General features: G+C 70.6%; 23 protein-coding genes. 14 read left to right on the forward strand and 9 right to left on the reverse strand.

Features of this window, described 5'->3' with window-relative positions:
* Positions 1 to 5 precede the first annotated feature (5 nt).
* Positions 6 to 491, reverse strand: a complete 486-nt coding sequence (gene rimP / locus OHA25_RS53650) for a ribosome maturation factor RimP (RefSeq protein ID WP_327584547.1) — start codon at positions 489 to 491, stop codon at positions 6 to 8.
* A 220-nt stretch (positions 492 to 711) separates the two neighbouring features.
* Between rimP and OHA25_RS53655 the strand changes: the two genes are divergently transcribed.
* Both OHA25_RS53655 and OHA25_RS53660 read left to right on the forward strand, forming a co-directional pair.
* Positions 712 to 1197: a hypothetical protein gene (locus OHA25_RS53655; RefSeq protein WP_327584548.1), complete on the forward strand. Its 486-nt coding sequence runs from the start codon at positions 712 to 714 to the stop codon at positions 1195 to 1197.
* Positions 1194 to 1646, forward strand: a complete 453-nt coding sequence (locus tag OHA25_RS53660; RefSeq protein WP_327584549.1) for a ferritin-like domain-containing protein — start codon at positions 1194 to 1196, stop codon at positions 1644 to 1646. The genes OHA25_RS53655 and OHA25_RS53660 overlap by 4 nt, the downstream gene beginning before the upstream one ends.
* A gap of 141 nt (positions 1647 to 1787) precedes the next feature.
* On the opposite strand, the gene OHA25_RS53665 is transcribed toward OHA25_RS53660, so the two are convergent.
* Both OHA25_RS53665 and OHA25_RS53670 read right to left on the reverse strand, forming a co-directional pair.
* Positions 1788 to 3530: a proline--tRNA ligase gene (locus OHA25_RS53665; RefSeq protein ID WP_327584550.1), complete on the reverse strand. Its 1743-nt coding sequence runs from the start codon at positions 3528 to 3530 to the stop codon at positions 1788 to 1790.
* Positions 3531 to 3621: 91 nt separating this feature from the next.
* Entirely contained in the window at positions 3622 to 4293 is a 672-nt protein-coding gene (locus tag OHA25_RS53670; RefSeq protein WP_327584551.1) for a hypothetical protein, read from the reverse strand.
* A gap of 133 nt (positions 4294 to 4426) precedes the next feature.
* Here OHA25_RS53670 and OHA25_RS53675 point away from each other — a divergent pair, with 133 nt between their 5' ends.
* Positions 4427 to 5371, forward strand: a complete 945-nt coding sequence (locus tag OHA25_RS53675; RefSeq protein WP_327584552.1) for an acyl-CoA dehydrogenase family protein — start codon at positions 4427 to 4429, stop codon at positions 5369 to 5371.
* 23 nt (positions 5372 to 5394) lie between these two features.
* Here OHA25_RS53675 and OHA25_RS53680 read toward each other — a convergent pair whose 3' ends face one another.
* The gene (locus tag OHA25_RS53680) at positions 5395 to 5880 is read right to left on the reverse strand and encodes a hypothetical protein (RefSeq protein WP_327584553.1); all 486 of its coding nucleotides are present in this window, start codon (positions 5878 to 5880) and stop codon (positions 5395 to 5397) included.
* Positions 5881 to 5974: 94 nt separating this feature from the next.
* Here OHA25_RS53680 and OHA25_RS53685 point away from each other — a divergent pair, with 94 nt between their 5' ends.
* Genes OHA25_RS53685 through OHA25_RS53710 form a run of 6 tightly spaced genes read left to right on the forward strand, consistent with a single transcriptional unit; the run spans position 5975 to position 13336 of the window.
* Positions 5975 to 7042: an LLM class flavin-dependent oxidoreductase gene (locus tag OHA25_RS53685; RefSeq protein WP_327584554.1), complete on the forward strand. Its 1068-nt coding sequence runs from the start codon at positions 5975 to 5977 to the stop codon at positions 7040 to 7042.
* Positions 7042 to 8103: a hypothetical protein gene (locus OHA25_RS53690; RefSeq protein WP_327584555.1), complete on the forward strand. Its 1062-nt coding sequence runs from the start codon at positions 7042 to 7044 to the stop codon at positions 8101 to 8103. The genes OHA25_RS53685 and OHA25_RS53690 overlap by 1 nt, the downstream gene beginning before the upstream one ends.
* Before the next feature lie 10 nt (positions 8104 to 8113).
* A complete protein-coding gene (locus OHA25_RS53695; protein WP_327584556.1) occupies positions 8114 to 9658 on the forward strand; it encodes an AMP-binding protein in 1545 nt (514 codons plus the stop codon).
* Positions 9659 to 9691: 33 nt separating this feature from the next.
* A complete protein-coding gene (locus OHA25_RS53700; protein ID WP_327584557.1) occupies positions 9692 to 10864 on the forward strand; it encodes a class I adenylate-forming enzyme family protein in 1173 nt (390 codons plus the stop codon).
* 8 nt (positions 10865 to 10872) lie between these two features.
* Positions 10873 to 12177: an FAD-dependent oxidoreductase gene (locus tag OHA25_RS53705; protein ID WP_327584558.1), complete on the forward strand. Its 1305-nt coding sequence runs from the start codon at positions 10873 to 10875 to the stop codon at positions 12175 to 12177.
* Between the two features lie 22 nt (positions 12178 to 12199).
* Positions 12200 to 13336 carry a DUF6986 family protein gene (locus tag OHA25_RS53710; protein WP_327584559.1) on the forward strand — a complete coding sequence of 379 codons (1137 nt, stop codon included), beginning with the start codon at positions 12200 to 12202 and terminating at the stop codon, positions 13334 to 13336.
* A 1-nt stretch (position 13337) separates the two neighbouring features.
* On the opposite strand, the gene OHA25_RS53715 is transcribed toward OHA25_RS53710, so the two are convergent.
* The 5 genes from OHA25_RS53715 to OHA25_RS53735 all read right to left on the reverse strand — a co-directional run bounded on the left by OHA25_RS53715 (position 13338) and on the right by OHA25_RS53735 (position 18275).
* Positions 13338 to 14018 (reverse strand): copper homeostasis protein CutC, encoded by a 681-nt coding sequence (locus OHA25_RS53715; RefSeq protein WP_305923048.1) that lies wholly within the window; start codon positions 14016 to 14018, stop codon positions 13338 to 13340.
* Between the two features lie 289 nt (positions 14019 to 14307).
* Positions 14308 to 14910, reverse strand: a complete 603-nt coding sequence (locus OHA25_RS53720; protein ID WP_327584560.1) for a GNAT family N-acetyltransferase — start codon at positions 14908 to 14910, stop codon at positions 14308 to 14310.
* A 199-nt stretch (positions 14911 to 15109) separates the two neighbouring features.
* A complete protein-coding gene (locus tag OHA25_RS53725) occupies positions 15110 to 15859 on the reverse strand; it encodes a GntR family transcriptional regulator (protein ID WP_327584561.1) in 750 nt (249 codons plus the stop codon).
* An 845-nt stretch (positions 15860 to 16704) separates the two neighbouring features.
* A complete protein-coding gene (locus OHA25_RS53730; protein WP_327584562.1) occupies positions 16705 to 17136 on the reverse strand; it encodes a Zn-ribbon domain-containing OB-fold protein in 432 nt (143 codons plus the stop codon).
* Positions 17136 to 18275 (reverse strand): thiolase C-terminal domain-containing protein, encoded by a 1140-nt coding sequence (locus OHA25_RS53735; protein ID WP_327584563.1) that lies wholly within the window; start codon positions 18273 to 18275, stop codon positions 17136 to 17138. Before OHA25_RS53735 ends, OHA25_RS53730 begins: the two co-directional genes overlap by 1 nt.
* 299 nt (positions 18276 to 18574) lie before the next feature.
* Between OHA25_RS53735 and OHA25_RS53740 the strand changes: the two genes are divergently transcribed.
* From OHA25_RS53740 to OHA25_RS53760, 5 genes are all read left to right on the forward strand, one after another.
* Positions 18575 to 19096 carry a flavin reductase family protein gene (locus OHA25_RS53740; protein WP_327591180.1) on the forward strand — a complete coding sequence of 174 codons (522 nt, stop codon included), beginning with the start codon at positions 18575 to 18577 and terminating at the stop codon, positions 19094 to 19096.
* On the forward strand, positions 19083 to 20225 hold the full coding sequence (locus OHA25_RS53745) for an acyl-CoA dehydrogenase family protein (RefSeq protein ID WP_327584564.1): 1143 nt from the start codon (positions 19083 to 19085) through the stop codon (positions 20223 to 20225). The genes OHA25_RS53740 and OHA25_RS53745 overlap by 14 nt, the downstream gene beginning before the upstream one ends.
* An 11-nt stretch (positions 20226 to 20236) precedes the next feature.
* On the forward strand, positions 20237 to 21010 hold the full coding sequence (locus OHA25_RS53750) for an SDR family oxidoreductase (protein ID WP_327584565.1): 774 nt from the start codon (positions 20237 to 20239) through the stop codon (positions 21008 to 21010).
* Positions 21011 to 21073: 63 nt separating this feature from the next.
* Entirely contained in the window at positions 21074 to 22369 is a 1296-nt protein-coding gene (locus OHA25_RS53755; protein ID WP_327584566.1) for a DUF2252 domain-containing protein, read from the forward strand.
* A 27-nt stretch (positions 22370 to 22396) separates the two neighbouring features.
* Positions 22397 to 23599 (forward strand): ATP-grasp domain-containing protein, encoded by a 1203-nt coding sequence (locus OHA25_RS53760; protein ID WP_305923056.1) that lies wholly within the window; start codon positions 22397 to 22399, stop codon positions 23597 to 23599.
* Positions 23600 to 23651: the final 52 nt, after the last annotated feature.

Raw genomic sequence — 23651 nt, forward strand, 5'->3', positions numbered from 1 at the left:
CCCCCTTAGCCTTCGTCGCCGTCGACGTCGTCGATCCGGCGGAACTCCACCTGCACCCGTCCCCGGGCCAGGTCTTCGTAATCAAGCCGGCGTGCGGCGCCCGCGATGTCGAGGTCGACGCCGCTCTCGTCCGCCGCCGTGATCCGGCCCTCCACCACGGTGCCGTCTCGCATTTCGGCCTTCACCAGGCGTTTGGCAGCACGCCGCCAGTGGCGCGGCTCGGTGAGAGGGCGGTCGACACCCGGCGAGGAGACCTCCAGCGTGTAAGCCGCCTGGCCCATCGCGTCGTCGTCGTCCAACGCCGCGGAGACGGCCTGGCTCACGTCGGCCACGTCGTCGAGGCTCACGCCGCCGTCGCGATCGACGATCACGCGCAGCAACCGTCTCTTGCCTGCCTGGGTGACCGTGATGTCCTCCAGGTCGAGACCCTCCGCGCTGACCAAGGGCTCCAGGAGCTTTATCAGGTGGTCGCGGGATGATGCGCTGCCCATATCGACCTCCCCTATTGTCATGTCTCAGCCGGGCGGACCTCGCCTCTGGCTCTCCGCCGCCTGGCCGCACAGCCAGCGACGACAGTTGACACCCTATCTGTATGAGGGCACGAAAAGAGCGCCACTCGTCTCGGCCGAATGGCGAGCGTCACCGACAGCGATCGCGGGCAGGAGCCCGTACGATGCTATCCGGGTCCCGTAATACTGGAGGTTCCTGTCCGTGCGTCCGCGTCACCTCTCCCGGCGGGTCTTGCTGGCGGGCGGAGCGGCCGCTCTCACCGCCTGCAACGCCTCCGGCCCGCCGCAGCCACCCGCCCAGGCCCCGGACTCCCCCGAGACGCTCCTGCTGAAAGGCTTGATCGCCGAGAAAGAGCGGACGATCGCCCTTTATTCCTCCCTGATCGCGGGAGGGGCGCAGAAGCTGGTTCCCTTCAGGGACCGCCACCAGGCCCATCTGGACGAGCTGCGCAAGCACGTCAAGGCCACCGCCTCGGCCCCTGCGAGATTGTCCGCCTCGGGCTCCGCGACGCCGTCCGCCACCGCCACGCCGAAGACGTCGCTGTCGCGGCTGCGCGACCTCGAGCGCAAGGCCGCGGCGCTGCGAGCCCGCCAGCTCGCGAGCGTCTCGCCCGGGATGGCCCAGCTCATCGCCAGCATCGGCGCCTGCGAGGCCGCCCACGCCGCCGCCCTGCCGAGGTCCCTGTGAACGCCGGCGACGTCGAGAAGTTGCGCAAGGCGCTGGCCGCCGAGCACGCCGCGCTGTTCGCGTACGGGCTGCTGGGGGCGCGGACGTCCGGGTCGCTGCGGGACAGGATGAGCGCGGCGTTCGACGCCCACCGGGCGCGCCGCGACCAGCTGCGGGGGTTCATCACGACGCGCGGCGGCCGGCCGATCGAGCCCGACGCGTCCTATGCGCTGCCGTTCTTCCCCTCCAACGCCACGCTGGCGGCCAAGCTGGCCGCGCACCTGGAGAGCGGTGTCACGGCCGCCTATCTGGAGCTGGCGGCCGCGCAGGATGTGTCGCTGCGCCGCTACGCCGCGCTGGCCATGCAGGAGGCGGTCACCCGGGCCTACTCCTTCCGGCCCGCCCAGCCGTCGGCGTTCCCCGGCATGCCGACCGCCGTCCCTTCGCCCACGCCGACCCCCTCCGGCTGAGTGTCACCGCACCACACCTCGCCGACGCGGGGTGGGCGGCACGGAAGGCGCGACGGCCGGAGGACATGACGGCGCCGGGTCGGCGAGACGCCGTGCGGAGCGAGCCCGTGCCGCGGCAAGGGCTCGCTCAGGGCAGGGGTGTCAGGCGATGGCGGCGGTGACGCGGTCGGCGGCCTCGGCCAGCGGGATCTCCGACCTCTCGCCCGAGACCCGGTCCCGCAGCTCGACCAGGCCCTGCGACAGCCCGCGCCCGACCACCACGATGGTCGGCACGCCCAGGAGCTCGGCGTCCTTGAACTTGACGCCAGGCGACACCTGCGGCCGGTCGTCCACCAGGACGCGGACACCGCGCGAGGCCAGCTCGCCGGCCAGCTCCAGCGCCGCCTCCACCTGGTTTTCCTTGCCGGTGCCGACGATGTGCACGTCGGCGGGCGCGACCTCGCGGGGCCACACCAGGCCGAGCGGGTCGTGGGCCTGCTCGGCGATGACCGCCACGGCACGCGAGACGCCGATGCCGTAGGAGCCCATCGTGATGCGGATCGGCTTGCCGTCGGGGCCGAGCGCGTCGAGGCCGGCGGCGTCGGCGTATTTGCGGCCGAGCTGGAAGATGTGGCCGATCTCGATGCCCCGGTCGATGGACAGCTCCGCGCCGCAGCGAGGGCAGGGGTCGCCGGCGCGCACCTCGGCGGCCTCGATCGTGCCGTCAGGGGTGAAGTCGCGGCCTGCGACCACGTTGGCGGCGTGCTTGCCCGGCTCGTTGGCGCCGGTCACCCACGAGCTGCCGGTGACCACGCGCGGGTCGACGAGATAACGGATGCCCAGCTCACGCAGGACCTGCGGCCCGATGTAGCCGCGGACGAGCCCGGGGTGCCTGGCGAAGTCGGCGGCCTCGAAGATGGCGGGCTCGCCGGGCGCCAGCGCCGCCTCCAGGCGCTTGAAGTCCACCTCGCGGTCGCCGGGCACGCCGATCACCAGCGTCTCGATCTTGTCCGAGCCGGGCGTGGCGACCTTGACGACGACGTTCTTCAAGGTGTCGGCGGCGGTGACGGACAGGCCGTGGTGCTCGTTGACATAGGAGACGAGCGACTCGATGGTCGGGGTGTCCGGAGTGTCCATGACCCGCAGGGCCGGCGTGTCCTCGTAGGAACGGGCGGCCGGGGCGGGCGTGGTGACGGCCTCGGCGTTGGCCGCGTATCCACAGGAATGGCAGGCGACGAAGGTGTCCTCGCCGGTCGGCGTGGGCGCGAGGAACTCCTCCGAAGCCGACCCGCCCATGGCGCCCGACTGCGCGAACACGATCTTGTAGCGGATGCCGAGCCGGTCGAAGGTCCGGATGTAGGCCTCGCGGTGCTGCTCGTAGGAGCGCTTGAGCCCGTCGTCGTCGAGGTCGAAGGAGTAGGAGTCCTTCATGAGGAACTCGCGGCCCCGCAGGATGCCGGCCCGCGGCCGCGCCTCGTCGCGGTATTTCGTCTGGATCTGGTAAAGGGTGACCGGATAGTCCTTGTAGGAGGAGTATTCGCCCTTGACCATGTCGGTGAAGAGCTCCTCGTGCGTGGGCCCGAGGAGGTAGTCGGCGCCCTTGCGGTCCTGGAGCCTGAACAGCGTGTCGCCGTATTCGGTCCAGCGGCCGGTGGCCTCGTAATATTCGCGGGGCAGCAGGGCGGGGAAGAGCACCTCCTGGGCGCCCATCCGGTTCATCTCCTCGCGGACGATCCTGGTGACGTTTTCCAGCACCAGCTTGCCGAGGGGCAGCCAGGAGTAGATGCCGGGCGCCACGCGGCGGACGTAGCCGGCGCGGACCAGGAGCTTGTGGCTCGGCACTTCCGCGTCTGCCGGGTCGTCCCGCAGGGTGCGAAGAAACAACGACGACATGCGCAGCAACACGGCTACTCCTTGTTCGAACCTGGATGGAGGCTTACAGGCTATCGAGTCGGGGCAGCCGCTCGCTCGGTGTTAAACCTCCGCCCCGGCGTCGTCAGATCGCCAAGGGTATCCAGCCGGCGACGAAGGCGGCCAGGCAGACCGTGAACACGCCGGCGAAGACCGCCGACAGGGCGAACGCGCGGACCCGGGCGCGGGCGTTCCTGCGCAAGACGAACACCAGCGCGACCGACAGCAGCCCGATGACCAGCGCGGGCAGCGGCCAGGACGACTGCCCGCCGTCGATGAAGCCGGGTGTCGCGCGGTCCACGACGTCCGCGATCAGCACCGCGCCGACCGCGCCTGCCGCCAGGTCGCCCCAGACGTCGTCCCTGCGGGTGACGTACGCCAGCAGGCCCAGGCCGACAAGGAGGGCGAGCATCCAGTTGAGCCCGGCGGCGCTGCCGCCGATGACGTCGAAGGCCACAACGCCGCCGAGCGCCCCGGCTCCCAAGGCGGCGACCAGCGTGGACACGGCCGCCAGGAACGTGGTCAGCAACGCCCATCCGAACCCCGACGCGGTGACCCCGACGACCAAGGACAGGGCGAGGTACGCGTACGGCTCGTAGACGTGGCCGAGCCATTCGGGTCCGCGGCCGGAGATGAGCATGCCGACGAGGCCGACCAGCAACCCTCCTGAGAAGGCCGCGACCAGATGGCGTTCGATGCAGCGCAGCCGACGGTCGTATTCGGCGAAGTCGGCGTACTCGATGGCGGTGTTGTTCATCTCCATTCCCTGGTCAAACCCTCCCCTGGCGACTTATAGGGATGACCGGGTTCAGATTATGCGACCGTACAGAAAAGGCAAATTTCGGTCATTACTTTACCAGAACAAGCAATCGCTTGGTTAGCATGTGTCCGTGTCGCTTCCCGATGAGCTCGGCGCCGTTGTCCGCGACTACCTCGCCGGCCGTCCCGGCGCGTCCTGGCCGGAGTTCGCGCGGGATGTGGGCGTCGCGGGGCTGATCGTGGCCGCGGAGCACGGAGGCGCGGGATGCGGGCCGGCCGAAATGGCGGCCGTGGCCGAGGAGCTGGGCCGGGTCCTGTCGCCGCATCCGTTCCTGCAGTCGGCGGTGATGGCCGTCGCGGCGGCCGCCGGGTGCGGGGCGTCCGACCTGCTGGAGGTGCTGGCCGAAGGGGCCGCGACCGCGACCGTGGTGCTGCCGGGTGACGGCGAGCTGCGACTGGAGGGGGAGCTGCTCACGGGGACGGTGCCGTACGCGCTGGAGGGCGAGCTGGTGCTGCTCTACGTCGACGGGCTGCTGGTCGAGGGGGTGCCCACGCGGCGGGAGCCGTACCCGACGATGGACGAGAGCCGGCCGTTGGCGCGGCTGGTCTTCGACGGCGTGCCGGTACGACGGCTCGGCGACGGCTCGGCGTGGACCCGCGTGCGGGACCTGGGCATCGCGGCGCTGGCCGCCGAACAGGTGGGCGGGGCGCAGCGCTGCCTGGAGATGGCGGTCGAGCACGCCAAGCGGCGGCACCAGTTCGGGCGGCCGATCGGGTCGTTTCAGGCGATCAAGCACAAGCTTGCCGACGTGCTGCTGCTCGTGGAGTCGGCCAGGTCGGCGGCCTCGGCGGCGGCGCGGGACGGGGTGTTCGCGGCGATCGCGGGGTCGTACTGCACGGAGGCCTATCTGGCGGCGGCGGGCGAGAACATCCAGGTCCACGGTGGGATCGGGATCACGTGGGAGCATCCGGCGCACCGCTACCTCAAGCGGGCCACGTCCGACGCGCAGCTCTTCTGCCCGCCCCAGGCCCACCGCGCCCGGCTGGCGGCGCACCTCTTCGGGCCACCCGCCTGATCCCGGCCACCGGCCTGAGCGGGTCAGCCGCCCAGGAGTTCCTCCCAAGGGTGGCGGGTGTTGGTGCGGCGGGTCGTGTCGAGGGCCTCGGCCAGGCGCCAGAAGCCCGGCCGGGAGCGTACGGTGGCCCGGCCCATCGGGTCGATCGCGCGCAACTCGAACAGCACGCCCATCACGTCGAGCACGGCCGAGCCGCCGCTGCCCGGACCCGCCTCGGTGACGAGCGAGCCCTCGTAGTCGGGGTCCCGCACCTGCTCGGCCAGGAGTAAGGCCACCTCCGACGCGTAGGGCCCGTCGCGCCACTCGATGTGCCAGCTGTGATCGGACCCCCGCCACCAGGTCAGGTCGCGGCACGACTCGATGAAGTCCGCCTCGCTGGCCAGAGCGGCCATCACCCGGCCGAACGCCTCATACCGGCGGGCACTCGTGAGCGAGAGGCTGTCGTCGCCGTGATCGGGGACCGCCGCGTCCTTCGGCCGCCTCAGCGCGTGCTTTCGCTTCACAGGCATCCACTCTGATCGCGCCCGCGCCCTTCCCGCAAGTGTTCGCTGCTGATACGCTCTACCAAGCGAGCGCTTGGTTTCCTACTGTGCCGGAGGCGCGATGACGTCCCTACGGATCAGCCTGGGGTACGAACTGGAGGTCCGCGGGCGCACCCGCGAAGTCGAGCAACAGGCGTTCCACAACGTGGTCGACCAGGTCGTTCTGGGCGACCGCCTGGGCTTCGACACCGCCTGGTTCGTCGAGCATCACTTCACCAGGGGCTTCTCCCACTCCTCCGCTCCCGACCTGGTCCTGGCCGCCATCTCCCAGCGGACCGAGCGCATCCACCTCGGGCTCGGGGTGGTGCTGCTGCCGTTCCAGTCCCCGATCCGCACGGCCGAGCGCGTCGCCACGCTGGACGTGCTGAGCGGCGGCCGGGTGGAGTTCGGGACCGGGCGCGGGGCCTCGCCGCTGGAGTACCAGGCGTTCCAGCGGCCGTTCGAGAAGTCCCGTCAGATCTGGGAGGACACGCTGGAGGCCACGCTGGCCATCTGGCGGGCCGACGGCGAGCCGATCAGCCGGTCGAACGAGTTCTTCGAGATCCCCGACGTGGCCGTCTACCCGCGGCCGGTCCAGGAGCCCCATCCGCCGGTGTGGGTGGCGTCCACCTCGCTGGAGGGGTATCTGGCGGCGGCCAAGCACGGATACAACCTGCTCGGCATGACGATGCTCAAGGGCATCGACGACGTCGCCGCCGACATCACGAAATATCGGGAATGTCTCGCCGAGCAGGGCTTCGACCCGTCGAGCCGCCGCGTCGCCCTGATGATCCCCTGGTTCGTCGCGCCCACGCGGGACGAGGCCAACGCCACGGCCGCCGACGCCGTCCTGTGGTACATCCGCCGCCAGGTCAACCTCGTCACCCCGCCCGACTACTACGACGCCCGCCACGCCACGCACCGCGTGCTCGGCCAGCTCGCGGCCGGGCTGCCGCCCGATGAGGCCATGGCCACGCTGCGGGAGCACCTGATGGTGGTGGTCGACGACGTGGAGGGCTCACGCAAGGCCCTGGCCAGGATCGCCGAGGCCGGCGCCACGGATCTCATCATCCAGGCCCAGGTCGGCGGGCTGGCGCACGAGCGGGTGTGCGAGTCGATGACGCTGTTCATGACCGAGGTGGTGCGCTGATGGCCCGCTGGCTGACCCGCGACGATCTCGGGGCCGGCGCACGTGCCGCCGAAGGGCTCCTGCTCGTCTCCCCCGACGTGTCGAGCGCCTTCCCGCTGAGCCAGGACGACCGCGCGGCCGCCGCCGGGCTGACCGTGGCGGCGCTGCGGGCGGCCGGGGTCGGTGAGCGCGACCGGGTCGCGGTGGCGCTCGCCGAACCGGCGGGCGCGCTGTGGAGCGCCGCCGCGGCCGACGTGGCGCAGGCCGCCGCCGACGTGGGGCCGCGCGGCCGGATGCGGCTGCACCACGCGCTGTCCGCGCTGCGCGCCACCACGCTGGTGGCCACCCCGACGGGCGCGATGGACTTCCTGGCCCGCCTGCACCTGGAGTTCCTCCTGGACCCGCTGGACCTCGGCCTCAGGAACATCGTGCTGACCGGCGAGATCGCCTCCAAACGGACGATCGGCCACTTGGCGGGCGAGTTCGGGGCGAGGGTCACCGAGGTGTACGCCAGCCCCTTCGGCGGCACGCCTCTGGCCTGGCGGGCGGCGGAGGAGGACCCGCTCACGCCGCTCGCGGACGGCATGCTCGACCTGGCCGCCTTGGCCAAGGACGAGGCCCCCGCCCCTGGGTCCGGGCTGGCCGAGCTGGTCGTCACCCCGCACGGGCACTCCACGCTCGGCGACGCCGTGCTCCGCACCGGGCAGGTGGCCAGGCCCGGCGGCGCGGGCATCCCCGCGCCGGACCACACCGTGGGCGAGCACGTGCTGGTCAGGGGCGTGTGGCTGGCGCTGCCCCGGATCGAGAAGGCGCTGTCGAAGATCGATGGCGTGGCCGGCTGGGACCTCGCGATCAGCCGGCAGGGGACGCTGGACGCGGCCGTCCTCACCGTGACGTTCAACCGGGAGAGCCTGGTCGGCAACCCCATGTGGCGCTCGCGGATCCAGCAGGCCGTTCAGGCGCTGACCCCCGTGTCGATCGGCGTGGAGATCGCCCGGGACGTCTCCGACACACCCCGCCCCGGCACGGTGAACGACCTGCGCGGCCACCACCTCGGCCGGGATCGAGCTCTCATCACCTGAGGGGGGACCGATGACGCCGGACTGGGGGACGCTCCCCCGCATGCTGCGCGATCAGGCGGCGCACCACCCCGACGCCACGGTGATCGCCGAGGGCGGCACCCGGGTGACGCTGCCGGAGCTGCGGGCGAAGGCCGCCGAGGTCGCCCGCGGCCTCATCGCCCTCGGCGTCGAGCCCGGCGACCGGGTGGCGATGTGGGGGCTGAACTCGGCGTACTGGGTGGCGCACGCGTTCGGGATCTGGGACGCGGGCGCAGTCGTCGTGCCGCTGTCGTCACGGTTCAAGGGCATCGAGGCCGCCCAGGTCATCGAGAAGACCGGTGCGAAGGTGCTGATCACCGGCGGGGGGCCCACGGCGGTCCCGCTCGCCGAATTGCTCCCGCCGCTGCCTGGCCTGCGCCACACGATCGTTCCTCCGGCGTCGGAGTTACGCGCCCTCGCCGTGCGGGTCTCCGCGCGGGAGGCCGAGGACCGGGCGCTCGCCGTCGGTCCCGGAGACCTGTGCGAGATCATGTCCACGTCGGGCACCACCGGCACGCCCAAAGGCGTCATGCTGGATCATGCCCAGGTCCTGCGCGGCTACTGGGACTGGTCGGAGATCGTCACGCTGAACGAGGACGACCGATATCCGGTCATCGCCCCGTTCAGCCACGGCTTCGGGCTCAACGCCGGGCTCATCGCCTGTGTCATGCGGCGGGCCACGATGGTGCCGATCCCGATCTTCACCCCGGACGCTCTCATGTCACTCATCTCGGCCGAGCGCGTCACCATCCTGGCCGGGCCGCCCACGTTGTTCCACCGGATCCTCGACGAGCTGGACCGCGGCCCGTGGGACGTGTCGTCGCTGCGCGTGGCCATCTGCGGGGCCGCCGCCGTGCCGGCGACGCTGATCACACGGCTGGTCGAGCGGGTCGGCCTGGAGCGGATGATCAACGCGTACGGGCTGATGGAAGGCACGGTCGTCTCCATGACCAGAGCCGGCGACCCCATCGAGGTCGTCGCCAACACCACCGGCAGGCCCGTGCCCGGCATCGAGGTCAAGATCGTCGATGACGACGGCAAGGAGGTCGCGACCGGCGAGCGCGGCGAGATCCTCCAGCGCGGATACGGCGTGATGCGCGGCTACTGGAACGAGCCCGCGCGGACGGCCGAGGCCGTGGACGCCGGCGGCTGGCTGCACACGGGGGACGTCGGCGTGCTGGACGAGCGGGGCAACCTCGCGATCGTCGACCGCAAGAAGGAGCTCTACATCGTCAACGGCTTCAACGTCTCGCCCGCCGAGGTGGAGTCGCTCCTGCTGCGTGAGGGGTCGCTCGCCCAGGCCGCGGTCGTCGGCGTGCCCGACTCGGCCACCGGCGAGGCCGGTGTGGCGTACGTGGTCCCGCGGCCGGGCGCGAGCGTCGACCCCGGCGGCCTGATCGCGTGGGCGCGGGCCCACATGTCCAACTACAAGGTCCCCAAGCGGGTCGTCGTGGTGGACGCCCTGCCGGTCAACGTGAACGGCAAGATCGACAAGCTGGCTCTCCGTGATCGGGCGAAGCAGGCGCCGGGCGAGTAGGTTGGAAGTGCGCCCACTGCCCCAGGAGCTGCCATGTTGCGCCTGCTGGCCGGGGCGGCCGCACGTACATTCGGGGCGCGCGCGGCCGTCGTCACCGGCGCCACGACGCTGACCTTCGCCGACCTCGACCGGTTCTCCGATCAGGTGGCCGCCGGCCTCGCCCATCGCGGTGCCCGCGTCGGCGACGTCGTGGCCCTGGCGCTCCCCGACGGGCCCGAGTTCGTGATCTGCTACGTCGCCGCCGCGAAGATCGGGGCGGTGACCGCGGGCATCGGGACCGATCGTGTGGAGCTGCTGACCCTGCTGGATCCAGCGATCGTCATCACCGTTCCGCGGGTGCTGCCGCCGCTGGCCGGGCTCGACGTGGTGACGCTGCCCGCCGAGCGCGGCGAGCGCGGACGGGACCCCTACGACCCGGCGCGGCTCGGCGAGCTGTGCCGGGCGGAGCCGCCCCCGCCGCCGCTCCCGCCCGACCCCGGCCGTCCCGTGGTGATCACGTTTACCTCGGGGCGGACCGGGCCGCCCAAGGCCGTGCTGTTCGGCAACCGCCAGCTCGAGGCTATCCGCGCCCACGGGGCCGGTGATCGATGGGCCACCGGTGAGGACGCCCGGCTGGTGCCGCATCCACTCGGGCGGCTCGGGTTCGCCACCCGGTTGCCGATATTCCTCCAGACCGGGCGGACCTGCCACGTCCTGCCCGCGTGGAGCGAGGACGCCGCGATGCGGGTGCTGCGCGAGCACCGGATCGGCGTGTTGCAGGGCAGCCCGGTCCAGCTCTCGCACATCCTGGCCTGCGGCGGTGATCTGCCCGACCTGACCCTCATTCTGTCCAGCGGCGCGCCCGCCCCGCCCGAACTGATCAGGCAGCTGCGCAGCAGGTACGGTGTGCCGGTCTGCAACCGGTACATCTGCACCGAGGCCGGGCTCGGGCTCGGCACACGGCCCGACGACCCGCCCGAGGACGCGGAGGTGAGCGTCGGCAGGCCGCGCGGCGGAGTGGACGTGTCCATCCGGGACGAGGACGGCCGTCTGCTGCCCCATGACGCGGAAGGTGAGGTGCTTCTCCGCTCGGACGCGGTCATGAGCGGCTACGTTGGCAACAGCACCGGGCAATCGGTTTTCGCCAAGGACGGGTTCGTGCGCACGGGCGACCGGGGATACATCGATCGCACCGGCCGGTTGCATCTGGTGGGACGCGTGTCTTAGGAGGCGGCGTGGCGTTGCGTGTGGCGGTCATCGGGTCGGGCCCCGCCGGGATCTACACGGCCGAGGCTCTGGTCAAGCAGTCCGCGGAGGCCGTGCGGGTCGATGTGCTCGAACGGCTGCCGACCCCGTACGGGCTGGTCCGGTATGGCGTCGCGCCCGACCACACGTCGATCAAGTCCATCGCCAACTACCTGCGGAAGGTGCTGGAGCTGCCGGAGGTCCGCTTCCTCGGCGGCGTCACGCTCGGCCCGCACGTGTCCGTGGAGGACCTGCTCGGCCGCTACGACGCGGTGGTCTACTGCACGGGGGCGATGGTCGACAGGAAGCTCGGCATCCCCGGCGAGGACCTGCCGGGGAGCGTGGCGGCGACCGACTTCGTCAACTGGTACTGCGGGCACCCCGACGTCGACCCCGGCATGTTCACGCTCGACACCTCCGAGATCGCGGTGATCGGTGTCGGGAACGTGGCCGTGGACGTCGTCCGCGTCCTGGCCAAGACCGCCGACGAGCTGCGCTCCACCGACGTGCCGCACGACGTGCTCCAGCGCCTGTCGGAAAGCCAGGTGAAGGCCATTCACATGGTGGGCCGGCGAGGCCCCGAGCACGCCAAGTTCACCCTCAAGGAGCTGCGCGAGCTGGGCGATCTGGCCAACGCCGACGTCTGCGTACGCCCGGACGAGGCCGTGGTGCTCGGCGGCGATTTCCCGCGCCAGGTCCAGGGCAACATCAAGGTTCTGCAGTCGTGGGCCGCGCGCGAGCCGGTCGGCCGGGCGCGCCGCCTCGACGTGCGGTTCTGGCTGCGGCCCGTGGAGATCCTCGGCACCGAGCGGGTGGAGGGGCTCAAGCTCGAACGCACCCGGCTGTCGGAGGAGGGCCGCGTGGTGGGCACGGGCGAGTTCGAGACACTGCCGGTCGGGATGGTGTTGCGGTCGGTCGGCTACCAGAGCGTGCCGCTGCCCGGGGTGCCGTTCTCCGAGCAGACCATGACCGTGCCGAACGAGGCCGGGCGGGTACGCGACCGCGAATACGTGGCAGGCTGGCTCAAACGCGGGCCCACCGGGGTGATCGGCACCAACAAGTCCGACGCCGCGGAAACGGTCCGTACACTGCTTGCCGATCTGGAAGGGCGCGAACGTGTTGATGGCGGCGAGTCGATCGACGTGCTACTGGCGGAGCGGGGGATACGACCGGTGACCTACCAGGAGTGGCTGGCGATCGAGGCGGCCGAAGCCGAGCTGGCCAGGTCACTCGGCCGCGGCGAGCGGGTCAAGCTCGTCGGGCTGGAGGCCATGCTCCGGGCGTGCCGTGTCTGACGAGCGTACGAGTGCGGGTGCCGTGCCACCCGGATTCACGGAGGCCTACCGGGCTCAGCAGGCCCGGTTCCCGATGCCGGAGCCGGGGTGGCAGCCGGTCCACACGGTCTACGTGCCCGCCGACCGGTTCTCCGCCCGCACCGTGGCCGACTGGCGCGATCAGGCGTTGTCCCTGGTCAAGGCGCATCTGGGCGGCCCTGACGAGCTGGCTGAGGTATTCGGCGTGCCCGGGCGGCTCGCCGCCTCCGTACAGGAGCTGGTCCTCCGTAAGCTCGCGCACGAGCCGATCGAGGACCTGCGCGTCGACTTCGAGGACGGCTACGGCGTGCGGCCCGACCCGGTCGAGGACGAGCACGTGGAGCAGGCCGCCGAGGCGGTGGCCGCGCTGCACGCCACCGGGGCGTTGCCGCGGCGGTGGGGGCCGCGGGTGAAGTCGTTCGCGGACGGGGATCCCGGCCGGTCGGTGCGCACGCTCCGCGGGTTCGTCACGGGGGTGGTCGCGCGGGCCGGGGAGTTGCCCGCCGGGTTCACGGTGACGTTCCCGAAGGTGCTGATGGAGGAATACCTGTCGCAGTTCGCGGGCGTGCTGGAGCGGCTGGAGGCCGAGGCCGGCGGGCCGCTCCGGTTCGAGATGCAGGTGGAGGCTCCGCAAACGCTGCCGTTCCTGCGTGCCGAACTGGCCGAGTCCCTGGGCGGGCGGCTGGCGGCGGCGCATTTCGGCGTGTTCGACTACACGGCCGCGCTCGGGCTGCCGCCGCACGAGCAGCGGCTGGACCATCCGGCCTGCGACCACGCCCGGCACGTCATGCAGACCGCGTTCGCCGGCACGGGCGTGGAGCTGTCCGACGGCTCGCTCGCCGCCTCCCCCGCCTCCGACCGCGTGGCCGACGTGCACGCGTTGTGGCGGCGGCACGCCGAGCTCGTACGCCACTCGCTGCGGCATGGCTTCTACCAGGGCTGGGACATGCATCCGTCGCACCTGGTGAGCCGGTTCGCCACCCTCTACGCCTTCCACCTGGCCAACTACGACTCCTACCGGGAGCGGGTGAGCGCGTGGGAGGAGCAGCGGGACGCGGGCGGCGGTGTCATGGACGAGCCCGCCACGATCCGCACCCTCGCCGCCGCGCTCCGGCGCGCCGATGCCGCCCTGCCCGAGTAGGTCAGTCGCGTTCGACCATCGCCCGCCATTGGCGTACCAGGCGCCACTCGACCGGGTCCGACCAACTGGCCCGGACCGCGGATCCCACGTGGAAGGCCCGGACGCCGTAGTCGAGCAGCACGGGCACGTGTGCCGGCCGCAGGCCGCCCCCGGCCAGGATGATCGAGCCGTCACCCGCCTCGGCCCGGGCTTTTAACACCGGCAGGCCGTCACCGACGCCGGTGGGTGATCCGGACGTGAGCACGGTGGCGAGGTTGGGCAGCAGGCGCACGGCGCGCCAGGACGCCTGGACGTCGGCGGCGTGATCGACGGCTCGGTGGAAGGTCCACGGCAGGGGGGACACGGCGTGGATCAGCGCTTCGGTGGCCGCGAGATCGACGGCTCCCGCGCTGTCGAGAAATCCGAACACGAACCCTGCCGCCCCGGCCTGCGCCAGCGCCTTGGCGTCGCGACCCAGCCGCGTCAAGACGTCGGGGTCGGCCGCGAAGTTGGCGTCGCAGCGGAGCATCACCATCTGGGGAAGCGGGCATTCCGCGGCGATCGCGGCCACCGTCTCCGGGGAGGGGGTCAGCCCGTCGGCCGCCATGTCGGCGACGACCTCCAGCCGGTCGGCTCCGCCCTGTTCGGCGGCCACGGCGTCGCGCACGTTGAGCGCGATCACCTCGAGCAGGGATCCGGTCATGCAGGAGAGGCTATATGGTGCTCTGCACCTTTCCGCCGCGAAAACCCCAAAGGCACCAACCCCCTCCGCGGGGCATCGGGGGAGAGCGCCTGGCGCGGGCTGAGGTCCTTCGAGCGGAGCGTCCGGCGACGGCAGGCATCGGGCTATGGTCGCCGAGGGGCTCGCCTCTGCGACCGGCTGAGGGCGCTTGAGGGCAGGTCCGACCAGGCGGCGGGCAGGTCAGGGAGCGGCGGGCAGGCGAAAGGGGGCCCGGCCTCCCTGAGAGTTGGAGGCCGGGCCCTGTCGAAGGTTAGGCGGTGATCAGTTCCGCGATGGTCAGGTCGCGGAAGGCCGTCGTGGAAAGGTCCTCCGAGGGGCGCTGAAAGAGGGCGCCGGAGGAGCGATGGGGCAGGTCAACCGTGCGGACGTGGCGGAAGCCGCGGGCACGGTAGTACGACTGCAGGCGCGGGTTCGCCTTGGCACAGTCGAGCCGGAGCCACGGCAACCCCGAGGCGAACGCCGAGGCGCCGGCCCAGGCGAGGAGGGCGTCCCCGAGCCCGCTGCCGGACCACGGCCGGGCCACGGCCAGCTTGTGGATGTAGAGGGCGGCACCCGGGTCGTCGCCCGGAGTCCAGAATTCGGGATCGGCGTGGTCGTCGAGGGCTATGGTGGCGACCGGCGGCGCAGACTCGTCGGGGTCGAGGTATCGAAGCTCGTCGTCGAGTACGAACAGCACCCGCTCCTCAATGAGCGGCTCGATCCGCTCGGGGCCGAACCCGTTGCGGGGCCACTGCCGCACCCCTTGCGCATAGAGCCACTCGGCGGTGTCCGCGAGCAGCGTCAGTACGCCGGGAAGGTCGTGAGGTTCCGCCCGGCGGAGCGCGAGCGGATGAAGCAGGGTGTTTGTGTGCATAAGACAACTCCCGTTGCGTTGGGTTCCTACACGAGCGCACAGCGTAATGACGCGATGTCGCGTAGGGGCGAAATGGGGCCTTAACCCGATATACATGGATAAATGGCGATTTGGGGGAGTATGCACGACTCCCCCAGGCCAGCGAGGCGGCTATTTCTCGCTGCACCCGGCCGGCGGGATCACCCCTTCATCCGAGCCCTCAACGGCTATCGAGCTCGTATCTGATCAAATGTTTGTCGGCGGGCAGTACCGACACAGCGACACGCACTGGCATGTCGGCCCCGTCGAAACCAACTCGGACATACACCATGACTGGCGTGCCGAGCTCGAGCTGGAGGCGCTCGGCCTCCTCTTGGTTGGGCATGCGGGCCCAGATGTCGTCGACGACGCGCACCTGCGCATGACCCAATTCCTCCAGCACCCGGTTCGCCCCTCGCGCGATGTCTCCGGGCCTGGCGATCTCGGAATCGGCAACCAGATCACGTGGGAAGTAGGAATCGTTGGTGTTGTACGGCTGGCCGTCCACGAACCGCAGACGGCGTCTCACCACCGCCAATTCCCCATCCGCCAACTCCAGCCTGCTGGCGATCTCCTCGACCGGAGACACGGTCAGCACCTCGATGTACTGGCTTGGCGCACGGCCTTCCTGTGCCACGGCGTAGGCGAAAGCCTCGCGCAGCTCCCCACGGGGTTGCTTCTCCAGCTCACGTTGGGGATAGATGAGCAGCGGCCGGCGGTCTCTGACCACGGTCCCGCGCCGCGGCGTGCGCGTGACGAGCCCTTCATTGACGAGCTCTCCGAGGGCCAGCCGTACGGTGTTTCTGCTCACCCCATGGTCTTCCATAAGCTGTGCCTCGGTCGGCAGCTGTGCCCCGGGGCCGAGGACACCCGAGTAGATGGCACGACGCAATTCCGCAGCCACCTGCTGATACAGCACCGACCTTGCCACTTTCACCCCTTTTGTTCCAACAATTTAGACGATCTGGTTCTAGCAGGCCACAACCCCTTGACCGAACCGCCTCCAGCGGCCCATCATCCATTCGTTGGTACAAATCCATCTAAAGGCCGGTGAGGGGGTGAAGGCCAGTGTTGCCGGTCCGCACGGGTACGCCGTACCTGCCCTGGCATAACCCTGGTGAAGCAACACGTTTACTGCGTTACGCGTTGACGCGCCAGGGGTTCACCCACACCTACCAGAGCAATCGGCATGGCACGCCCATGCAATCGGTGTCGACAGAGCTGACCGTGCGGTGCAATGACGGATCCTTTGTCTGGAACGAGGAGGGTGGCGCCCCCGTCACGCACCCCATTGATGACCCGGTTGGTGCAGCTCAACGCATCGCCGCACGTTACCGGCAGCAGGAGCTTTCACACTCCCCCATCGACTCCGTGTGCGATCACACGGCCTAGGACTCCATCCCTCGCCGGAGTCCTGGCGCCGCCGCTCACGGGGCAGGAAGCGCGTCCTGGCGGGTCCCCCACGCCCGCCAGGGCGCGCTTTCCTCCGAGGGACCAGCCGATGGATCTCTTCCTTCTTCCGCCCGCCCGGCGGCCCGCGTGGCCGCGGCCCGGCGAGCACGAACGTCTGGACGGCAGGCATGATCGTCAGCCATGGCCGCGTGGCCACGCCGGTCACCCAGTCCATTCCGCTCACGTCCGCCGCCAAGATCCAGCCGTCCGCGTTGACGTCTACTGCCTCATCATCAACCCTCGGAGCCCGAACTGGGGGCCGCTTCGCCATGGTGGGACTGATGGGGTTCGTGGGTACGAATCCATTTCCCGGACCAAGGTCGACTAGCGGAAGGATGTGCGCTGGTGCGGATGAGGATCCAGGCTCCCGGCCGGCGTCCAGTTCACCAGCGTCAGGGTCTCATCGATCCGGTCAAAGGACGCCCGCACCCGCTCGCCCGGCTCGGGGGGCCGCTCCCCGTGCCAGTTCCCGTACACCAGGCATCCCGGCACCGCCGCCAGCCGCACCATCACGACCACGTAGGGCTGCCGCCGGCCTGGCACGAACGCCTGATGATTCACGATCCAGCTCTCGACCCGCCCCTCGGGCTCCACGTCCTGCCAGTGCCACGCCTCGCTCCGGCACGCCGGGCAGAACGCCCTGGCAGGGAAACGCGTCGTCCCGCAGATGTCGCATCGCTGCACGGCGAACTCGTGCCTGGCGATCCGCTCCCACCACTCCCGCGAGTCCCGGTCGGGCTCGGGCCGATAAGCCATCACGACCTCCTGAGGATCAGCGCGGAGGTCGCCGGCAGGATGTAGCCGGGCTGGGCCGTGGACAGCGCCACCTCGGCGCCCGGCACCTGGCGGTCCCCCGCGTCGCCCCTGAGCTGGGACACCGCCTCCGCGATGTGGTTGACGCCGTGGACGTAGCCTTCCGACAGGAAACCCCCGTGGGTGTTGACCGGCAGCGGGCCGTCCAGAGCCGTGGCGCCCGAGGCCACGTACGGGCCGCCCTCGCCCTTGGCGCAGAACCCGTAGTCCTCCAGCTGGACGATCACCGAGTACGTGAAGCAGTCGTAGATCTCGGCCACGTCGACGTCCTCAGGACCGAGCCCGGCCTGCGCGTACAGGCGCGGGGCCAGGGCGGCGGCCGCGGTCACGGTCGGGTCGGCGTCAGGAGCCGACAGGTGGGACGTGCCGCCGCCCCACGCCGCGGCCGAGATCAGCACCGGCGGGCGGCGCAGCGAGCGGGCGCGTTCCGCCGTGGTGACGACCACGGCGCAGGCCCCGTCGGTCTCCAGGCAGCAGTCCAGGAGGCGGAAGGGCTCGGCGATCCACCGGCTGGCCAGGTAGTCGTCCAGCGTGATCGGCGTACGCATGAGCGCCCGCGGGTTCTTGGCCGCGTTGGCGCGCTGGGTGACCGCCAGGTGCCCGAAGTGCTCGGCCTTGGTGCCGTACTTCAGCATGTGGGCGCGGGCGTACATCGCGTACTGCTGCGGCGGCGCGACGTACCCGTACGGCGCCTGGTACTGCACCTCCGGACTCGCCGGCACCCCCCGGCCGGTGCCGCCCATGCGGAACTCGGAGCGGGCGTTGATGGCCCGGTAGCAGACGACCGTCTCGGCCAGCCCGGCCGCGACCGCCAGTGCGGCCTGGCCGACCACGGCGTGGGAGACGCTGCCGCCGCCGAACTGGTCCAGGTGCCAGGCCAGGTCCGTCAGCCCCAGCGCCGGGCCGACCAAGGTGGGCGGGGCGGAGTCACCGACGCGATGCGTGGCCAGGCCGTCCACGTCGTCCGCCGTCAGTCCGGCGTCCTCCAGGGCGGCCAGCACGGCGCGGCAGGCCAGCGTCAGGGTGCTGACGCCGGAGTCCTTGGTGAAGGGGGTGTATCCGACGCCGGCGATCGCCGTCATGTCCCGAAAATCAAGCAAGCGCTTGGCCACACCGATAACGCTATGCCGGGCATTTCGCCCATGTCAACGCATGTGCGGCGGCACAGGTCCGCACCGTGCGCGACACCAACCTGTGCGGCATTCGACTTGACATGTTTCCCCGGCCCCCCTAGCGTCCAAGCAAGCGCTTGGTAAGATAGGGCGCAGCCGGTGGACTAGGAGGCGGACCCATGAGCACACACGCTGCCCGGCTCGTCGCGCCGGACGGCTGCCGCAGCCTTCCGGCGCCGCATCAGCGCAGGATTCGCAACGGAGCCGCCATGCCGACGGGCCCTTCCCCACAAAGCGCCAACGGCCATCTGGACAGCCGGCGCTTCCGGCAGGTGCTCGGCAGGTTCGCGACGGGCGTGGTGGCGATCACGGCGCTCGATCCGCTGAACGGCGAGCCCTGCGGCCTGGCCGCGAACTCCTTCACCTCGGTCTCGCTCGACCCGCCCCTCGTGGCGTTCTGCGTGGCGCACACCAGCACCAGCTGGCCCAGGGTACGCGGCGCGAAGATCGTCACGGTGAACGTGCTGGCCGAGCACCAGCAGGCGGTGTGCGCCCAGATGGCGACCAGAGGCGGCGACAAGTTCGCGGGCCTGGAGTGGACCGGCTCCCCCGGCGGCAACCCCGTGCTGGAAGGCGCGCTGGCCTGGATCGACTGCGCGGTCGAGGCCGAGCACGCGGCGGGCGACCACATGATCGTGGTGGCCCGGGTGCTGCAGCTCGACACGCACGCCGAGGGCGGGCCGCTGGTGTTCTTCCGCGGCGGCTACGGGGGGTTCGTTGACGCTTCCTGAGCTCGGCGAGACCCCCGGCTTCCGCGAGGAAGCCAGGGGCTGGCTGGAGGAGGCGCTCAGCGGCGAGTTCGCCCCGGCCAGGGGCCTCGGCGGCCCTGGGCGCGAGCACGAAGGGCACGAGCTGCGACTGGCCTGGGAGCGCCATCTCGGCAAGAACGGCTGGACCTGCCTCGGCTGGCCGGAGCGGTACGGCGGGCGCGCCGCCTCGCTGGAGGACCAAGTCGCCTTCTACGAGGAGTACGCCAGGGCCGACGCCCCGGCCCGGGTCGGCCACATCGGCGAGGGCCTGATCGGGCCCACCATTCTCGACTTCGGCACCGACGAGCAGAAGGCCCGGTTCCTGCCGCCGATCCAGCGGGGCGAGGAGCTGTGGTGCCAGGGGTACTCCGAGCCCGAGGCCGGCTCCGACCTGGCCGGCGTCCAGACCAAGGCACATCTGGAAGACGGCCATTGGGTGATCACCGGCCAGAAGGTTTGGACCTCGCTGGCCCACGTGGCCGACTGGTGTTTCGTCTTGTGCCGCACCGAGCCGGGCTCGCAGCGGCACCGCGGGCTGTCGTACCTGCTGGTGCCCATGCGGCAGCCAGGTGTCACCGTGCGGCCGATCGTGCAGCTGACCGGGACGTCGGAGTTCAACGAGGTGTTCTTCGACGGCGCGCGCACGGCGGCGGACAACGTGCTGGGCGCTCCCGGCGACGGCTGGCGGGTCGCGATGGCCACGCTCGGCTACGAGCGCGGCGCGTCCACGCTCGGGCAGCAGATCGGCTTCCGGCGCGAGCTGGCCAGGGTGATCGAGACGGCGAAGCGGACCGGCGCGGCCGATGACCCGGTGCTGCGTGACCGCCTCGTGCGGGCGTGGCTGGAGCTGGAGATCATGCGGCTCAACGCGCTCAGGATGGTGCGCCCCGACCCGGGGCCGGAGGTGTCGATCGCCAAGCTCTACTGGTCGGAGTGGCATCGCCGGCTCGGCGAGCTGGCGCAGGCCGTCCAGGGAAAGGCCGGGCTGGTGGGCGAGCTCAACGACCTGCAGCGGCTCTACCTGTTCAGCCGGGCCGACACGATCTATGCCGGTTCCAGCGAGATCCAGCGCAACATCATCGCCGAGCGCACCCTGGGACTGCCACGGTGAGGGGAGAGGCGATGACCCCGGCGTACCCCAAGGCACACGGACTGCTCGACGGCAAGGTGACGCTGGTGACGGCGGCCGCCGGCGCCGGCATCGGCTATGCGACCGCCCGCCGGTGCGCCGAGGAAGGCGCCACGATCGTGGTCTCGGACCGGCACGAGCGCCGCCTGGCCGCCGCCGCCGACACCCTGACCGAGCTCACCGGCGTCAAGCCGCTCGCCGTCCCGTGCGACGTGACGTCCGAGGCGCAGGTGCTGGCGCTCTTCGACGCGGTGGTCGAGGCGCACGGCCGGCTCGACGTGGTGATCAACAACGCCGGACTCGGCGGTACGGCGCCGCTGGCCGAGATGTCCGACGACCAGTGGCACGCGGTCATCGACGTCACCCTGAACGGCACCATGCGCTGCACCCGGGCCGCGCTCCGCCACATGATCGATCAGGGCTCCGGCGTCATCGTGAACAACGCCTCGGTGATCGGCTGGCGGGCGCAGCGCGGGCAGGCCCACTACGCCGCCGCCAAGGCCGGCGTGATGGCGCTGACCAGGTGCGTGGCGCTGGAGGCGGCCGAGCACGGCGTGCGGGTGAACGCGGTGGCGCCGTCGCTGGCCGTGCATCCGTTCCTGGCGAAGGTGACCAGCGAGGAGTTGCTGGCGGAGCTGGCGGCCAAGGAGGCGTTCGGGCGGTCGGCGGAGCCATGGGAGGTGGCGAACGTGATCGTCTTTCTGGCCAGCGACTACTCGTCGTACATGACGGGCGAGGTGGTCTCGGTCTCCTCCCAGCACCCCTGACCGGCCCCTGTCAGGGAAAGATCAGGCTAGGCGGCAAGAGGTTCCGGATCTACTGTCCGGATTATGGGCCCACGCTCTTCCTTCCTGCTCGATGTCCTCATGACGGAGTTCGGCGAGTCGATCAAGCAAGACCCCGCCGCATTTAGGCGGAAATTTCGGAAAATGGCGGCCTCCCCCTTCGCCTTCTACCGCGGCAGCGCGTCCCTCTTCTACGCGGATATGACCGGCACGTACGCCGATGACGCCTACCTCGACGCCCCCACCAGCCGCGTCTGGATCCATGGCGACCTGCACGCGGAGAACTTCGGCACGTACATGAGCGCCTCCGGGGTGCTCGTCTTCAACGTCAACGACTTCGACGAGGCGTACGTGGGGCCCTACATCTGGGACCTCAAGCGCTTCGCCGCCAGCGTGGCGCTGCTCGGGTACGCCAAGGCGCTGTCCGACGACACGATCGGCGCGCTGGTGACCGACTTCGCCAGGGCGTACCTGGACGAGCTGGGCGGCATCGCGGCCGGCGGGGACGACGCGATCGGCTCGCTCACCCTGGACACCACCACGGGCGTGCTGCACCACGTGCTGCAGACGGCGCGGCTCAACACGCGGGTGGCGCTGCTCGACGTGGAGACCGTGATCGACGACTACGACCGGCGCTTCGCGCTCATGGAAGGGCGGACGGCGGTGGACGCGGCGACCAGGGACGCCGTGCTGGCCGCGTTCGAGGAATACCTGACCACGCTGCCCACGCAGGCGAACCCGGTCGAGCACGTGATCAAGGATGTGGCGCTGCGCAAGGGCGTGGGCATCGGGTCGGCGGGGCTGCCGTCGTACAACCTGCTGCTCGAAGGGCGCTCACAGGCGCTGGAGAACGACGTCATCCTCTACATGAAGCAGGCGGCGGTGCCGGCCGTGGCCCGGCACGTGACCGACGAGAAGGTGGTCTCCTACTTCCTGCACCAGGGGCATCGCACGGCGGAGTCGCAGCGGGCGCTGCAGGCCTACGCGGATCCCTGGCTGGGCTACACGACGCTCGGCGGGGTCGGGCAGCTCGTGGCGGAGGTGTCGCCGTACTCCGCCGATCTGGACTGGGACGACGTGAACGAGCCGGACGAGCTGCGCTCGATCATGCAGGACCTGGGGCGGGCGGTGGCGCGCATGCACTCGGTTGCCGACGACGAGTCCAGCCACGACCTCGTCGACTTCTCGACGGAGGAGGCGATCATGGCGGTGATCGACGGCGACAGGTCCGGATTTATCGGGGTTTTGGTGGATTTTGCTCACCGTTATGGGGCACAGGCCCGGGAAGACCACCAACGGTTCGTCGATCTGTTCCGCAACGGCCGCCTACCCGGCGTCTGACCCGCGGGCGGGAGCGGAGGAACCCCCGTGCGACATCTGATCGGGCTGCTGCTGGGGACCGAGGAGGACTGGCCGTCGGCGTTCGAGACCCTGTTACGGCGGCTCGGGCCGATCAAGGGGGTGGGCGAGTTCGACGTGGAGCGCGTCACGATCGAGCCGTTCGACCTGCGCGCGAAACCGCGGCACGCGCTGGTGATCGACCGGCTGGCGTACTGGTATTACCACCCGCGCGAGTGGCTCAAGAAGATCTCCATGATGGACGACGTCTACCTGCTCAACAGCCCGTTCACGTTCCAGTCGATGGAGAAGCACGCCGCCTACTGCGCGATGATGCGGCTCGGGCTGAAGGTGCCGGAGACGGTGCTGGTGCCGTACAAGAACCCGCCCGACAACACCAGGTACGCCTACACCGCGGCCCGCTACAACCGGCCCTTCGACCTGGACGAGGTGGCCGAGCGGATCGGCTACCCGCTGTTCATGAAGCCGTACGACGGCGGTGCCTGGCGCGGCGTGTCCCTGGTGCGCGACCGGGACGAGCTGCACCGGGCCTATGACGCCAGTGGCGAGATGCTCATGCACCTCCAGCAGGCCGTCCAGGGGTACGACGCGTTCGCCAGGTCGCTGTCGATCGGGCCCGAGACGATGGTGATGCGCTTCAGGCCCGAGGAGCCGATGCACGCGCGGTACGCCGTCGACCACGAGTTCCTGTCACCGGCCGCCGGCGAGGAGGTCGTGACGATCGGGAAGCTCGTCAACGCGTTCTTCCGGTGGGAGTTCAACTCCTGCGAGACCCTGGTCAAGGGCTCGGATGTGCACCCCATCGACTACGCCAACGCCTGCCCCGACGTGGCGCTGACGAGCCTGCACTACTACTTCCCCTGGGCGATCAAGACGCTGGTGAAGTGGTGTGTGTTCTGCGTGGCCACCCGGCGCAGGCCGCGGATCGACCTGGAGACGCACGACTACTTCGCGGTGACCGGGACGTACGAGGAACGGCTGGCGGAGTATCGAAGGCTGGCGGACCGCTATTTCGACACCGAGCGTTACCACGAGTTCTGCCGGACCCATCTGGGGCACCTCGACGAGGTGGTGCTGGAGTGGGTGGCCGCGCCGGAGTTCGACCGGCTGCTGGTGGACACGGTGAAGGCCACGTATCCGGCACACGAGCACGACAGGTTCGTCGAGCACTTCAGGGGGCTGCTGCGGCTCTGGGTGAAGGACCAAGGCTAGCGCGGAGGGTGCGAGCCAGGCCGGGATCCCGGCCTGGCTCGCCGGAGGGGGC

The organism is Nonomuraea sp. NBC_00507, from assembly GCF_036013525.1.
In the GTDB taxonomy this organism is placed as follows: Bacteria; Actinomycetota; Actinomycetes; order Streptosporangiales; family Streptosporangiaceae; genus Nonomuraea.